General features: G+C 70.8%; 13 protein-coding genes. 5 read left to right on the forward strand and 8 right to left on the reverse strand.

Annotation, left to right across the window (positions count from 1 at the left end):
* Positions 1-243: 243 nt before the first annotated feature.
* Together ASD16_RS17985 and ASD16_RS17990 are read right to left on the reverse strand one after the other, a co-directional pair.
* Entirely contained in the window at positions 244-942 is a 699-nt protein-coding gene (locus ASD16_RS17985; protein WP_055920929.1) for a 2-oxo acid dehydrogenase subunit E2, read from the reverse strand.
* Between the two features lie 98 nt (positions 943-1,040).
* Entirely contained in the window at positions 1,041-2,600 is a 1,560-nt protein-coding gene (locus ASD16_RS17990) for a carboxylesterase/lipase family protein (protein ID WP_055921692.1), read from the reverse strand.
* Positions 2,601-2,700: 100 nt separating this feature from the next.
* Between ASD16_RS17990 and ASD16_RS17995 the strand changes: the two genes are divergently transcribed.
* A complete protein-coding gene (locus tag ASD16_RS17995) occupies positions 2,701-3,861 on the forward strand; it encodes a class I SAM-dependent methyltransferase (protein WP_055920932.1) in 1,161 nt (386 codons plus the stop codon).
* Here the strand turns inward: ASD16_RS17995 and ASD16_RS18000 are convergent.
* Positions 3,843-4,286 carry a hypothetical protein gene (locus ASD16_RS18000; protein WP_055920935.1) on the reverse strand — a complete coding sequence of 148 codons (444 nt, stop codon included), beginning with the start codon at positions 4,284-4,286 and terminating at the stop codon, positions 3,843-3,845. The two genes, ASD16_RS17995 and ASD16_RS18000, sit on opposite strands and share 19 nt — an antisense overlap.
* A 108-nt stretch (positions 4,287-4,394) precedes the next feature.
* Here ASD16_RS18000 and ASD16_RS18005 point away from each other — a divergent pair, with 108 nt between their 5' ends.
* Together ASD16_RS18005 and ASD16_RS18010 are read left to right on the forward strand one after the other, a co-directional pair.
* Positions 4,395-5,780: an ATP-binding protein gene (locus ASD16_RS18005; RefSeq protein ID WP_082570976.1), complete on the forward strand. Its 1,386-nt coding sequence runs from the start codon at positions 4,395-4,397 to the stop codon at positions 5,778-5,780.
* Positions 5,773-7,758: a VWA domain-containing protein gene (locus ASD16_RS18010; protein WP_055920938.1), complete on the forward strand. Its 1,986-nt coding sequence runs from the start codon at positions 5,773-5,775 to the stop codon at positions 7,756-7,758. Before ASD16_RS18005 ends, ASD16_RS18010 begins: the two co-directional genes overlap by 8 nt.
* 6 nt (positions 7,759-7,764) lie before the next feature.
* Here the strand turns inward: ASD16_RS18010 and ASD16_RS18015 are convergent, their stop codons facing one another.
* From ASD16_RS18015 to ASD16_RS18035, 5 genes are read right to left on the reverse strand one after another with little or no spacing between them, the layout of a single operon-like run.
* Positions 7,765-8,208 carry a hypothetical protein gene (locus ASD16_RS18015; RefSeq protein WP_055920941.1) on the reverse strand — a complete coding sequence of 148 codons (444 nt, stop codon included), beginning with the start codon at positions 8,206-8,208 and terminating at the stop codon, positions 7,765-7,767.
* Between the two features lie 29 nt (positions 8,209-8,237).
* Positions 8,238-9,002, reverse strand: a complete 765-nt coding sequence (locus ASD16_RS18020) for an SCO1664 family protein (protein WP_157454015.1) — start codon at positions 9,000-9,002, stop codon at positions 8,238-8,240.
* The gene (locus tag ASD16_RS18025) at positions 8,999-9,538 is read right to left on the reverse strand and encodes a DUF3090 domain-containing protein (RefSeq protein WP_055921696.1); all 540 of its coding nucleotides are present in this window, start codon (positions 9,536-9,538) and stop codon (positions 8,999-9,001) included. Before ASD16_RS18025 ends, ASD16_RS18020 begins: the two co-directional genes overlap by 4 nt.
* Before the next feature lie 10 nt (positions 9,539-9,548).
* A complete protein-coding gene (locus ASD16_RS18030; protein ID WP_055920947.1) occupies positions 9,549-10,226 on the reverse strand; it encodes a histidine phosphatase family protein in 678 nt (225 codons plus the stop codon).
* A 9-nt stretch (positions 10,227-10,235) separates the two neighbouring features.
* The gene (locus tag ASD16_RS18035) at positions 10,236-11,816 is read right to left on the reverse strand and encodes a triacylglycerol lipase (RefSeq protein WP_162250321.1); all 1,581 of its coding nucleotides are present in this window, start codon (positions 11,814-11,816) and stop codon (positions 10,236-10,238) included.
* Between the two features lie 252 nt (positions 11,817-12,068).
* On the opposite strand from ASD16_RS18035, the gene ASD16_RS18040 reads away from it, so the two are divergent.
* Entirely contained in the window at positions 12,069-13,103 is a 1,035-nt protein-coding gene (locus tag ASD16_RS18040) for a hypothetical protein (RefSeq protein WP_055920953.1), read from the forward strand.
* A 66-nt stretch (positions 13,104-13,169) separates the two neighbouring features.
* Positions 13,170-14,066, forward strand: coding sequence for an SDR family oxidoreductase (locus tag ASD16_RS18045; protein WP_055921699.1), 897 nt, complete (start codon positions 13,170-13,172; stop codon positions 14,064-14,066).
* Positions 14,067-14,068: the final 2 nt, after the last annotated feature.

Genomic DNA, 14,068 nt, shown 5'->3' on the forward strand with positions numbered 1-14,068 from the left:
GTGCGTGGTGATCACCGAGGCTCTGGTGGGCCGGCCAGACTGTGCCCGGACGGGTCGCTGGAGCCCGTTCGCTACGAACGATCTCTGCCGCGCGAACATTGAGTCGGAGTCGGTCGACCCGCGCCCGTGATCCATGCCGGCAAAGGTGCGCTCGAGCAGCGGCGTCGTGTCGCGTGATCCGCCGGCTCGGCATCCCGGAACGGGCTTGGCCATCGCGGTGAGACCGAGCACCCGGCACGTCGCTCATGGCTCGGCGGAAGGCGCGATCCCCTGGAACGCGGAGCCGGTCTCGATCAGCGTGCTCAGGGTCCGGGTGAAGCGCGCGGCCGGTGCCCCGTCGATCACGGCGTGATCAAAGCTCAGTGTGAGCGGCAGCATCGGCCGGACAACCACCATTCCGTCGCGCACGACCGCGCGGTCCGCGATGCGTCCTACGGTCGCGATCACGGTCAGGGGCGCTAGCGGAATTGCCCAGCCCCACCCACCGGCGAACATCCCGATCGACGTGACTCCCACCGCGGGGCCGAAGGTGGCGGCGATGGCAGGTCTGGTGGCGGCGACCCTGATCGCCGTCCGCCGGAGGGGGCCCGGGAGGCGGATCAGCGCTCCGGTCAGCCCGCTCGGGCGCTGCTGTTCGCCCGGACCGTACTTCGCTCGCTGCAGGGTCTGGGAGATCGCCGAGCACGACTGCTGATCGGCGTCTGCCACCAGCACGGCGTCGAGGACGGTGCGTCCCTGCCAGTTCCGCTCGACGGTCGCGCCGATGTCGACGCGGTCGAAGGAGACGATCGCATTGCCTGCCTTGCGGGCGTTCACCTCGGGGTGCATCGCGACCGCCCGTGCCACGCTGGCGATGACGAATGCTGTCCATGACACGTGCGGGTCGGACGCGGCGATGAGCGCCGTGGGGGTCGTCACGTCGAGCTCGAGCAGGGCGTGCACCTGGAATCGGCGGCTGGCGCCCGCCAGCCTGTCCAGGATCGGTTGGCGTTCCCGGGGCACAGCCCGCACGACATAGGGGCGGGCTGCGGGAGAGCCAGTCATGGTCGGCGGATGCCCTCCCAGAGCGCCCGCTCCCAGGCCCGGGGGTCGTCGACGAGCTCGGAGGTCGTGTCGAATCGCATGGTGGACCTGCGGTTGTGGTCGTACCTGGGCCAGCCGGGGTCACCGGTTGCGGCGAAGGCGATCCAGGTGGCGTGCATCAGGCGTGCGAGGTCCTGCGGCGGATGGGCGCCGAGCATCGGGCCGAACAGCGGTGCGTCGGGACGGGCTGTGTCGAAGACGAACGGCACCTCGACGGCATGGACTGCACCGAGTCCGGGGGCGGGCCAGGCGAACTCGTACATGTAGGTGCGTCCGGTCGCGGGGGTACGGGTGCGGGCTTCCGCGAGGCGGAGGGCGGGCACCCGCATCCACCAGTCGGTCTGGACGTTCGCGAGCAGGTCGCCGGGGGAGGCCTGCGGATACCTGGTCCGGTAGGCGGCGAGTGCCGTCGACGGATCGAGTCCGTAGGCCGCCAACGCCTGGTACCCGTGCCCGCGGACGGGCCCGGTCAGGATCTCGTCGGTGATCTGGGCGATGGCGCCGCTGACCAGGAGCCAGAGCCTCCAGTCGTCGGTGTTCGTCCCCACCATGACGTCGACTTCGCCGCCGGAGCCGGCCGCGATCTGGTCGATCGGGACGCCAGGCACGACCTGGCCGTCGACGACCGGCTGCCACGGCATCGTCGTCGTCACCACCGCCTGGCCCCACCGCTCCGGGTCCGGATCGGTGAGCAGATCGGTCTTCAGCTGGACCTGGGCTGCGAGCAGGCGCTCCACACCAACCTCCGCGATCGCCTCGCGGGTCGGGTGCACGCCGAGGATGTCGGCCAGGTATCCGGCGACGCGTCGCGCATCGTCGGCCTCGGCCACGTGGAGCGCCGCACCGCTCTGCAGGATGGCCCGTCGGAACAGTCCCTTGGCGCGGGGCATCGCGAGCAGGGTGCCGATGCTCATCGCGCCCGCGGACTCGCCGAAGACGGTGACGTTCGCGGGGTCGCCGCCGAACGCGCCGATGTTCTCCTGCACCCACTCCAGTGCCGCGACCTGGTCGAGCAGGCCGACGTTCGCGATGCCGTCCGCGAGGTAGAGGAAGCCCTCTGCGCCGGGGCGCCAGTTGATGACGACGCAGACGACACCGTCGCGGGCGAAGCGCGACCCGTCGTATGCCGAGGTCGAGCTGAGCTCGAACATGCCGCCCTGGATCCACACCATCACGGGCAGACCCGTTGCCGCGGGATCGGGCGTCCACAGGTTGAGGTTCAGGCACTCCTGCGACGGTGCGGCGCGCTCGACGGCGGCGAAGGCACCGGAGACGTCGCGCCAGTCCTCGCCGGCACCCTCTCGCGGCCCGCCGGTGGCCGGTGGGGCAACCTGCGGGGGTTCGGGACCCGGTGCCGTGGCGTCGCGCACGCCGCTCCAGGGCTCGACGGTCTGCGGGGGTCGAAGCCGGTTCGCACCGAAGGGCGGTGCCGCGTACTGGACTCCGAGGAACGCGTGAACGCCGTCGACGACCCTGCCCCGCAGGACGCCTTGAACGGTCTTGACCGTTGCATCCATGTCGTCCACGTTTCGACGACCCACGGCCGTCCGGTAGGGGCGGAAGTCCCGAAACCGCGTCGGTGCGTCTTGGCCCGTTAGCCTCGGGGGCGTGGATGCAGTGGCTGGGCATGACGAGACCGACGTGCTCGCCAACCTCCGGCGCTTCCCCGATATCGAGGCGCCGAACCTGCACGCGGTCGACGCCAGCGACCGGCTGATCCTCGACGAGGCCGCGCCCCGGATGGCGGATGGCACGGGGGCAGGTGTCGTCGTGATCGGCGACCACCACGGCGCGCTGACTCTCGGCGCGATCACGCGGCACGGGCTCTCGGGTGTCCGCACGCACCAGGACCGGCTGCTTGGCGAGCGGGCGCTGCAGGCGAACGCCGAACGGCTCGGGCTCACCGGGTTCGAACCAGGCAGGCTTACGCCGGAACTCGTCGACGGCGCGAGGGTCGTGCTGCTCCAGCTCCCGCGGTCGCTCGATGCGCTAGACGAGATCGCGGGCTTGATCGCCAGGCACGCGGATCCGGATGTGGTGGTCGTGGCGGGCGGTCGGGTCAAGCACATGACGACGGCGATGAACGACGTCCTCGGGCGCCACTTCGCCACCGTGCAGGCGCACCTGGCCAGGCAGAAGTCGCGCGTTCTCGTCGCCACCACGCCGCGGCCGGAGGACGAGCGCCCGGCGAAGCGCTGGCCCGAGCGGAAGGAGCACAAGGACCTCGGCATCACGGTGTGCGCCCACGGCGGCGCGTTCGCGGGGACGGGGATCGACATCGGGACGCGCGCACTGCTGCAGCACCTCGATGCGGTCCCGACGGACATCACGTCGGCGGTGGACCTCGGGTGCGGGACAGGGGTTCTGGCCGTTCTCCTGGCGCGAGCGAACGAGAACCTGACGGTCACTGCGACCGACGAGTCCGCCGCCGCGGTGGCCTCCGCCAGAGCAACGGTTGCGGCGAACGGCCTGGAGGGCCAGGTCATCGTCGTGCGTGCGAACGGTGCCGAGACGGTCCCCGACGCGAGCGTGGACCTCGTGCTCCTCAATCCGCCGTTCCACGTGGGAGCGGCGGTGCACGACGGGGTGGCCAGGGCGCTGTTCGCGGACGCTGCGCGGATCCTCACACCTGGCGGCGAGCTGTGGGCAGTGTGGAACTCGCACCTGCGCTATCGGTCGGCGCTGGAGCGTGTCGTCGGACCGACCCGGCAGGTCAGCCGCGACCCGAAGTTCACCGTCACGGTGTCCACTCGCGCGGCTCAGGAGCCTTCGATCTGACCCCTCGGTTCGGCCTCGTCGATGAGCGACGTCAGGACCTCCGCGACGAGCGAGTCCGCCATCGCGGCGATGCGGGGGAGCTGCGACTTCTGCATCTTGCGCGGCTGGTGCTGGAGGATCTGGAGAGCCCGGTCGACCTGGTCGGCGCGCTGCTTCCAGCCGGCGGCCTGGAGGGAGGCGACGGACTCGACACCCGGAGACTCAGAGCTCAGGACGATCGACGCCTGCTCCCGCACCGACTCCATCGCGCGCGTGATCTTGGCCTCGGGTGTCCGAGCCCGCTGGACGTCGGCGAACTTCTTGCCGAGGTTCTCCAGACGCTTCTGGAGGTCGGGGTTGTTCGCGACGATCACGCTGACCTGTGTCGCGACCTTCTTGGCCAGCGGCCACGCGACCGCCAGGGCCACGCCTGTCTTCTTCGCCATGTCTCTCACCCCAGGAAAGACCCTGCCCCGGCGACCCTGCATCGGCAACCGTTCACCCGTCGGCGAACTCGGGATGCATCCGACGAAGCCGGACGTACGCTCGACCGAATGATGCGTCCCTCTGCCGCAACGGTCGGCGAACTCCGCGCTTCCGGCCACGTGCACACGTCGGTCCGGGAAGAGATCCGCTCCAACCTGCTCGCTGCGCTTCGCGAGGGTCGTGACCCGTGGCCGGGCATCCACGGCTTCGACGACACCGTCATCCCGCAGCTGGAGCGCGCGCTGATCGCCGGCCACGACATCGTGCTGCTGGGTGAGCGAGGGCAGGGCAAGACCCGGATCCTGCGCACTCTCCAGGGCCTTCTTGACGAGTGGACCCCAACCATCGACGGGTCGGAGATCGGCGAGCACCCGTACGAGCCGATCACGGTCGTCAGCCAGCGCCGAGCAAGCGAGCAGGGCGACGACCTCCCCATCACCTGGCGCCACCGCGACGAGCGGTACGTCGAGAAGCTCGCGACGCCGGACACGAGCGTCGCGGACCTCATCGGCGACGTGGACCCGATGAAGGTCGCTGAGGGGCGTGCGCTCGGTGACCCGGAGACGATCCACTTCGGCCTGGTCCCGCGCGGGCACCGGGGGATCGTCGCGATCAACGAGCTCCCGGACCTCGCAGAACGCATCCAGGTCGCGATGCTGAACGTGATGGAGGAGCGGGACATCCAGATCCGCGGCTACGTGCTGCGGCTGCCGCTGGACGTGCTCGTGGTGGCGACCGCCAACCCGGAGGACTACACCAACCGCGGCCGGATCATCACGCCGCTGAAGGACCGGTTCGGTGCGGAGATCCGCACGCACTACCCGACGGAGCTCGCCGACGAGGTCGCGGTCATCCGGCAGGAGGCGCTGCTGCACGCGGTCGTGCCGGACCACCTCATCGAGATCCTGGCGCGCTTCACGACGGCGCTGCGGGAGTCGAGCGCGGTCGACCAGCGCAGCGGCGTGAGTGCCCGGTTCGCCATCGCGGGCGCCGAGACCGTTGCCGCCTCCGCTCTGCACCGGGCCGCGCGGCAGGGCGAGCACGAGGCGGTGGCCCGCCCGGTGGACCTGGAGACGGCCGTGGACGTGCTCGCGGGGAAGATCGAGTTCGAGTCGGGGGAGGAGGGGCGCGAGGACGAGATCCTCGACCACCTGCTCCGTCTCGCCACGGCGGAGACCGTCCGCGCGCACCTCACCGGGATCGACTTCCGCCTGCTGGTGGAGGCGATCCAGGGCGGTGCCATGGTGACGACCGGCGAGCAGGTCACCGCGCGCGACGTGCTGACCGGCCTGCCGTCGCTGGGGGAGTCCGAGCTCTACGACGAGATCTGCGAGCGGCTCGGAGCCAGCAACGACGGCGAGCGGGCGGCCGCGATCGAGCTCGCGCTGGAGGGTCTGTACCTGTCCCGACGGATCAGCAAGGAGTCCGGGGGCGGCGAGACGATCTATGGCTAGGCCCAACCGGCGCCTCCAGCGGTACACCCCGTACGTCGACGGGCCGGACCCGCTCGCGCCGCCGGTCGACCTGGCCGAGGCGCTGGACGCCATCGGCCAGGACGTCATGGCTGGCTACTCGCCCGAGCGGGCGATGCGGGAGTTCCTGCGGCGAGGCGGCAAGGACCAGGCCGGGCTGGACGAGCTGGCGCGGCGCGTCGCGGAACGGCGCAAGGAGCTGACGCAGAGGAACAACCTCGACGGCACGCTCCAGCAGGTCAAGGAGCTGCTGGACCGGGCGGTCCTGGCCGAGCGCAAGCAGCTGGCGCGCGACGTCGACATGGACGAGGGCGAGCGTGCCCTGGCGCAGCTGCAGCTCGACAACCTGCCGTCGTCGCCCGCGGCCGCCGTGAACGAGCTCACCGGCTACGACTGGCGCAGCAGCGAGGCGCGCGCGGAGTTCGAGAAGATCAAGGACCTGCTGGGCCGGGAGGTCCTCGACCAGCGCATCGCCGGCATGAAGGAGGCGCTCGAGAACGCGACCGACGCCGACCGGGCCGCGCTGAACGAGATGCTCGCCGACCTCAACGAGCTGCTCGAAGCGCGGCAGCAGGGCCGCGACACCCAGGAGCAGTTCAACGACTTCATGGCCAAGCACGGGGAGTACTTCCCCGAGCAGCCGGGCACGCTCGACGAGCTCCTCGACACCCTCGCGAGCAGGGCGGCCGCGGCGCAGCGGATGCGGAACTCGATGACGCAGGAGCAGCGCGACGAGCTCGACGCGCTCGCCCAGCAGGCGTTCGGCTCCAACGAGCTGATGAGCACCCTCCACCAGCTCGACGACAACCTCCGTGCCCTGCGACCCGGTGAGGACTGGGGAAGCGTCGAGCGGATGGACGGGGACAACGGGCTCGGGCTCGGCGACGGGACGGGGGTCTTCCAGGACCTGGCCGACCTCGACGCGCTGGCCGAGCAGCTCGCGCAGTCGTACCAGGGTTCGCAGCTGGACGATGTCGATCTCGAGAAGCTGTCGCGCCAGCTCGGACAGGACGCGGCCGTCGACGCCCGCACCCTGCAGCAGCTGGAGAAGGCTCTGAAGGAGTCCGGCACGATGCGGCGCGGCTCGGACGGGCAGCTCGCGCTGACGCCGAAGGCCATGCGGCAGCTGGGGAAGTCGGTGCTGCGGGCCGTCGCCGACACGATGTCCGGTCGCCAGGGCGGCCACGAGGTGCGGCGTTCCGGCGCCGCAGGCGAGCCGTCGGGCAGCACCCGCCCGTGGGTGTTCGGCGACACCGAGCCGTGGGACGTGAGCCGGACCATCACCAACGCGCTGGCCCGCGGGTCGCGGACGATCCAGGTCGACGACGTCGAGATCCAGGAGACCGAGGCGCGGACCCAGGCGTGCGTGGCGCTGCTCGTCGACACGTCGTTCTCGATGGCGATGGAGGGCCGTTGGGTGCCGATGAAGCGCACCGCGCTGGCGCTCCACACGCTGGTCACGAGCCGGTTCCGGGGGGATGACCTGCAGCTGATCGGATTCGGGCGGGCGGCGCAGGTCATGGAGATCGAACAGCTCGTCGGTCTCGACGAGAAGTGGGAGAAGGGCACCAACCTCCACCACGCCCTGCTGCTCGCCAACCGGCACTTCCGCAAGCACCCGAACGCGCAGCCCGTGCTCCTCATCGTGACCGACGGCGAGCCGACCTCCCACCTGGAGCGCGACGGCGAGGTCTTCTTCGACTACCCGCCGAACCCGATGACGATCGCGCTCGCGGTGCGTGAGCTCGACGGCTCGACCCGCCTCGGTGCGCGCACGACGTTCTTCCGCCTGGGCGACGACCCGGGGCTCGCGAGGTTCGTCGACGCGATGGCCAAGCGGGCGGGCGGCACGGTCGTCTCGCCCGAGTCCGACGACCTGGGCGCCGCGGTCCTCGGGTCCTACCTGACCTCGCGCCGCAACGGCGCGTTCGGCGGGTGGGGTCGCGACGAGGAGTGGTGACCGCGCTCAGTCGAACGATGCGGCGAGCTCGTCCAGGTAGAGCACGAGCGGGTCGCCCCCGTCGATGACGACCTCGCACGACGACGCAGCACCGGAGTCGTCGTCGAAGGTCCACGCGTACCGCACCGACGTGTCGTCCACGTCGGCCGCGCACGCGACAGCAGCGGCGCTCTCGCTGCCCACGGTGGTGTCCGCGACGGCGGTGTGCAGGGCGTCGAGCTCCGAGTCGGTCAGGGTTCCGGAGGCGTCGCCGTCCTCGTCCGACGACGAGTACGTCCACGAGCCGTCGTCCTCGACGACGAGGTCGGACCCGCACGGCCCGTCCGGGCACATCCCGCCCCACGTGTGCCGCTCGACGTGGACCGTCCCGCTCGGCACAGGCGCCGATCCGCAGGCGCTCAGCGCTGCGACGAGCGCGACGAGACCCACGAACCGGAAGCGGCTACCCACCAGGTGATCCTCCCTCAGGGACGAAGGGCTCAGAAGAACGGCCACGGGAAGGCCGGCATGTCGCCCGACGGGCCGGGGAAGGTGCGGTTCCGGAGCAACCGGTCGCAGCGGTCGGCCAGTGCGATGACCTCCTCGATGGTGAGGAGCGCGGACAGGCGCTCCCCGAGCTCGCCATCCAAGGCCTCGCGTACCTGCTCGATCCCCGCGACCTCGGCAGCGTCCAGCAAGTCGCCCCGCCATCCCCACAACACCGTGCGCAGCTTGTGCTCGACGTGGAACGAGACGCCGTGGTCGACGCCGAAGCGGTGACCGCCGGCCATGGGCAGAACGTGCCCGCCCTTGCGGTCGGCGTTGTTCACGACGATGTCGAAGACGGCCATCCGGCGCAGCGCGGGGGAGTCCTCGTGGATCAGGGTCAGCGGCTGGTCGTCCTCGTCGATGCCGTGGAAGACCGCGCGCCAGCCGTCCGGCGGCACGGCGTGCGCCGGGACGATGTCCACGGGGTCCTGCGCGGCGTCCGGCTGCTGCCAGAGCTGCACCATGCCCGGACCGAGGGGACCGTCGCGCAGGATGGTGGTCGGCACGACGTCCCAGCCGAACGCCTCCGAGACGAGATAGGCGGCGGCCTCCCGGTTCGCCAGCGTCTCGTCGGGGAAGTCCCACAGGGGCCGTTCCCCGGCGACGGGCTTGTAGACGACGCTGACGTCGCCGATCGTCGCGAGGAAGGTGGCGTTCGAGGCGGCCGTGATGCGCCCGACGAGCTCGAGCTCACCGCCGGCGAGGTCGACGCTCACGGAGCGGGCGGGGCGCCGCACACGTGGCCGTCGTCGTCGACCGGCTGACCGCACCTCGGGCACAGGGGCCGGCCCGACCGGACGACCTGCCGGGTGCGCTCGACGAAGGCCCGGGCGGTCCCGACGGGCATCCGCACCAGGAGCATCTCGCTCGGTTCGTCCTCCTCGTCGTCGGACTGCTCCTCCTCCAGCGGGAACGCCTCGACGACGACCTGCGCGGTCGACGGATCCCAGGCGAGGCGCAGCAGCCCTGCACGGAACTCCTCCTCGACGGGCTGGTCCAGAGGCTCGTTGTCGACGAGCTCGGCGGGCGTGGCGGCGGGGACGCTGAACCGGTTCTGCTGGTCGGCCATCAGCGCGTCGAGGATCTCGTCGATCTTCTCGGCGAGGACCGCGGACTGCTCCTTCTCCAGCGCGACGCTCGCGCGCCGAGCGCCGTCGCGGACCTGCAGGTAGAAGGTGCGGGAACCCGGGAGCCCGACGGTCCCGACGACGACGCGGTCGGGCCAGTCGAACTGGTGAACAAGTGCCGGCATGTCGCCCACTCTAAGAGGAGGGCCCGGCGCCGCCACCCACCGCCGCGTCGCCGACGGGACCGGCGGCGCGCAGCCACGAGAGGTCGCCCGAGTCGGTGTTCGTGGCCACCACCTCGGGGCGACTGGTTCCGTACCGGACGATCGACACCGACCCGGGGTTGACGGTGATGCGCTGGAACAGGTCGAGGTGCATGCCGAGGGCATCGGCCAGGACGGACTTGATGATGTCGCCGTGCGTGACCGCCACCCATACCGCGCCGTCGCCGTGCTCGGCCTCCAGCGCGGCGTCGTGCCGACGGATCGCCGCCACCGACCGGGCCTGCATGGCCGCCATCGACTCGCCGCCCGGGAACACGGCCTCGGACGGCCGGGTCTGCACGACCGACCACAACGGCTCCTGGGCGAGCTCCTTCAGTGCGCGGCCCTGCCACTGCCCGTAGTCGCACTCGGTGAGGTCGGGCTCGAGCTGGACACCGGGGTGCTTCGCGATGATCTCCGCGGTCTGCCTGCACCGCTCCAGAGGGCTGGAGATCACCGCCACCAGCGGCAGCACCCCGATGCGCTCCGCCGTGCGCGCGGCCTGGCGCCGCCCGACGTCGTCGAGATCGACCCCGGGCGCCCGCCCGCTCAGGACCCCCGCGACGTTCGCCGTGCTCCGACCGTGCCGGACGAGGAGGACCGTTGCCATGCCTGGAGCCTAGGCACCGCCCCCGTCGACGGGTCGGACGCGCTCGACACCCACCCGGAACGTCGCGCTGAAGCCTGTCCCGACGACGTGGAAGGTCCGCTGGCCCGGGTGCTCGGGCACGGTGCCCGCCGACTGGACCTCGGCCTTCGGGGTCGGCTCGGCGATCGCGCGCACGGCGTCCTGGTCGGCGGGCTCCTTCATGCCGAGGTACTTCTCGCCCGTATGGACGTAGAGCTCCCACGGGGTGCCTGGGAACACCTGCAGGTAGTACTGCTTGCGGAACACGACGTTGTCGGAGAAGCCGATCCCGGACGTGTCCCGCTCGCCGACGTAGATGTCGATGCGGAACACCATGCCGGCCGCACCGTCCCTGGCCGAGTGCTCGTCGATCCAGCCCTCCCACACCAGACGGTCGGGGCCCGCCCAGCCGGTGGTCCGATCACCGAACTCGGCGAGCGGCTTCTGGAGCTCGGCCTTGAGGTCGGGCAGCGGATCGCGCAGGTCGGCCTGGTTGAACGGTCCGTAGCAGTTCTCGGCCTCGGCGCTCTGGTGGACCAGCTCGAAGTCCACGAACCTCGGCTTGATGGAGACGCCGAAGTAGAACTCGCTCCGGCCGAACGTGTCGCGGCCGCGACTGACGTCGGCCTCGTCCAGCCACAGCGACACCTTGTGGGAGCCGTGGAAGAACCGCATGGCGATCTCGTAGGCCTCGCGCGACGTCACCAGGGAGTCGGGGCCTCCGTGGCACTTGTCGACGAAGGTGCGTGGCGCGCCGGGGAGCTGCGCCGACGCCTGCTTGACCAGCCCGTCGCTGCGGTTGGTCGAGAGGGTGCCCTCGTCGAAGAGGCTGGACACGCGGTTGGCCACCGAGGCGATCGCGGGCCCGTACGTGCGGTAGCTGGTCCCGACCACGGTCAGGACGCGCGACACGTCGAAGTTCTGTGCCCAGCCGTGGAACTGCGTGCTCCTCGGGTCGAACGACGCCAGCTCGCCCTTGGCCTTCTTGGCCCCGGGGAGTATCCGGATCAGCCAGCTGGGCGCTCGCTGGAACGCGATGCCCCGGTGCGGGGTCCCCAGGGTGACCACCCGGTGCACGAGCCGCTCCGCCGAGCCCGCGCCGCGCTCGTTCATGCTCACGAGCCCCTCACGGACCACGAGACCGCCCATGCTGTGCGCGACGATGTCGACGCCGTGGAAGGCTTCGTGGTGCCGTGCGGCCGAGCGCTCGATCAGCTCGACGAGCCGCCGGAGGCCTTCGCCGTAGCGTTCGAGCGCCCGGGGTCGCAGGTCGTAGTACCGGTAGACCCAGATCGTGCCCGCGACGCCCTTGTCGAGCACACGCTTCTCGATCTGCGGGTCGAGCACCACGCTGCCGCGCACGTCGTCGTCGTCGAGCTCCAGCGGGTCGATCGGTGAGGGGATGTCCTCGGAGTAGAAGCCGACCACGTTCGTGGCGTCCCGGTAGGGGAACGCCTCGGACTTCAGCGCACGCAGGACGAAGCCCTCGTAGATGTAGTTCTCACCGCGACGGTTCGGGTACACCGAACCGTCGTTGAAGCCCTGGTACGGGCTGCGCTGCTCGTCGGACACATCCGGACCGCCGAAGCCTCGGACCAGCACGAGCGGTCGTAAAGGGCCAGCCATGAGGTCCCCCAACCTCTGGGGCTGCGCCCGGTTCAACGCAGCACGCAGTCGAGGCTACTCGCACTCGGGACAAAGGGGACGAATGGGGACTGTTTGCCCTTTCGATCCGACGGCGGCGCTGTGTATCGCGGGCGGGCGTTGCGGGCTCCTCACTCCATCGGCGAGCACGCCGGTACGCAGACGACGCAGGAGTGCGAGATGTTCCAGGCACAGACCGACAACCACATCGAGACGACGGCCGGCCCACCGAAGGTCCCGCCGGACACCGCCCGACCGCCCACACCGGTCGGCGCGGAGGCATCGTCGACGCTGACGTTCCTGGGCCGGGCGTCGTGGCAGGCGCAGCCCGAGGTGCGACGCCGTGAGCTGCTGCTGCAGATCCAGGCGCTCAAGGAGATCCCGGACGAGGTCGTCGCGATGCTCGTCAGGGACCTCGACTACGTCTACGAGCTGCTGCTCGGACGGCTCGACGAGGTCGGGCGCTCGCACCTGCACGGACTGCGCGAGTGGTTCACGGGGGCCCGGATCGGCGCTGTGTGGCAGACGCTGCACGGGGTGGAGCGCGCCCTGGTCATGTACCGGTCGAGCAAGGACCTCAAGGGGCGCCTCGACGGCGTCGTCGCGGACGCGAAGCAGTACCTGCCCAAGAACGACCCGGCCGTCGCGCAGGCCGTGCGGTGGTCGCGGAACGCACCCAAGGACATCGACCAGTTCCGCAGCGGGGTGCGTGACCTGCTCGAGAGGTCGCACCAGGCGTCCGACGGGCTCCACGAGAGCGCGCGCCGCCTGCGCAACGGGATGCTCGGCATCACGATCCTGACCGCGCTGTCCATCGTGGTGCTGCTCGTCGCGCAGGTGCTGCTGGCGAGCGTCTGGTTGATCCCGGCGCCTGAGGGCTTCACGGCTCAACCGTGGGTGCTGCTCGCCTTCGTCATGGTCGCCGGCTCGCTCGGGGCCTTCATCACGGCGTTCCCGACGACGATCCGCGCGCAGTCCGGTGGGCTCCCGTACCGCCTGCCGATCCAGCAGGGGCTCCTGAAGCTGGTCATCGGTCCGCTGCTCGCGGTCGTGGGGGTGATGTTCGTGGCGGGTGGTCTCGTCGCGGCGATGGACGCGGAGACGCTGCCCCAGCTGCTCGCGCTCGCGGTCATCTTCGGCTCGGCCCAGCAGGCGCTCACGGTCTTCGCGGACAAGAGTGCCGGGGACCTGCTGGCGACGAAGTCGGCGACCTAGGCGCAGCGGGTCGCGGGGCGCCGGTGGGCCGATATCGTTATCGAACTCACCGTGGAGGAGATGACGATGGCCCCCGATCAGCTCACGTTCGACAACCCCGTCGAGCGGCACTCGCACATCACGCCGCACGCGTCCTGGCAGCCCCTGCCGGGCCTGGACGCGGAGCTCGACCCGAAGGCCGACCACGGCGAGACCAGCTACCGGGGGACCGGTCGGCTCCCCGGCCGCAAGGCGCTCATCACGGGCGGCGACTCCGGGATCGGTGCCGCGGTGGCGATCGCGTTCGCCCGCGAGGGTGCCGACGTGGCGCTCAGCTACCTGCCCGAGGAGCAGGTGGATGCCGAGGCGATCGCCGAGTACGTGCGCGCGGAGGGCCGCACGGCGATCCTGCTGCCCGGCGACATCCGCGACCGCGAGGTCTGCCGGTCCCTGGTCGCCGACGCGGTCGCGGGGCTCGGGGGACTGGACATCCTGGTGAACAACGCAGCGCACCAGGTGTACCACCGGAGCTTCGACGAGCTCGACGAGGCCGACCTGGACCGCACGATCCAGACGAACCTGTACGCGATGTTCTGGATCACGCGTGACGCCCTGCCCCACCTGGGTCCGGGCTCGACGATCATCAACAGCACGTCGGTCCAGGGGTACAACCCGTCGCCGATGATCATCAACTACGCGTCGACCAAGTTCGGCATCATCGGCTTCACCAAGGCGCTCGCCGCCGACCTCGCGCCGCGGGGCATCCGCGTGAACGCCGTCGCGCCGGGGCCGGTGTGGACGCCGTTGCAGGTGTCCGACGGGCAGCCCACGGAGAAGCTGAACGGCTTCGGGGAGTCGTCGTGGCTCGGCCGGACGAGCCAGCCCGTCGAGCAGGCGCCCGCCTACGTGTTCCTCGCCTCGCCGGAGTCGAGCTTCGTCGTGGGCGAGGTCATCAACGTCAACGGCGGGGCGAACGTGCCCTGACA

It is taken from the genome of Cellulomonas sp. Root485, from assembly GCF_001426705.1.
GTDB lineage: Bacteria > Actinomycetota > Actinomycetes > Actinomycetales > Cellulomonadaceae > Cellulomonas.

Excerpts from the sequence above, each read along its gene's own strand:
- ASD16_RS17990 (WP_055921692.1), bottom strand. The coding sequence starts at position 2,600 with ATGGATGCAACGGTCAAGACCGTTCAAGGCGTCCTGCGGGGCAGGGTC.
- ASD16_RS18000 (WP_055920935.1), bottom strand. The coding sequence starts at position 4,286 with ATGGCGAAGAAGACAGGCGTGGCCCTGGCGGTCGCGTGGCCGCTGGCC.
- ASD16_RS18005 (WP_082570976.1), top strand. The coding sequence starts at position 4,395 with ATGATGCGTCCCTCTGCCGCAACGGTCGGCGAACTCCGCGCTTCCGGC.
- ASD16_RS18010 (WP_055920938.1), top strand. The coding sequence starts at position 5,773 with ATGGCTAGGCCCAACCGGCGCCTCCAGCGGTACACCCCGTACGTCGAC.
- ASD16_RS18025 (WP_055921696.1), bottom strand. The coding sequence starts at position 9,538 with ATGCCGGCACTTGTTCACCAGTTCGACTGGCCCGACCGCGTCGTCGTC.
- ASD16_RS18030 (WP_055920947.1), bottom strand. The coding sequence starts at position 10,226 with ATGGCAACGGTCCTCCTCGTCCGGCACGGTCGGAGCACGGCGAACGTC.
- ASD16_RS18040 (WP_055920953.1), top strand. The coding sequence starts at position 12,069 with ATGTTCCAGGCACAGACCGACAACCACATCGAGACGACGGCCGGCCCA.
- ASD16_RS18045 (WP_055921699.1), top strand. The coding sequence starts at position 13,170 with ATGGCCCCCGATCAGCTCACGTTCGACAACCCCGTCGAGCGGCACTCG.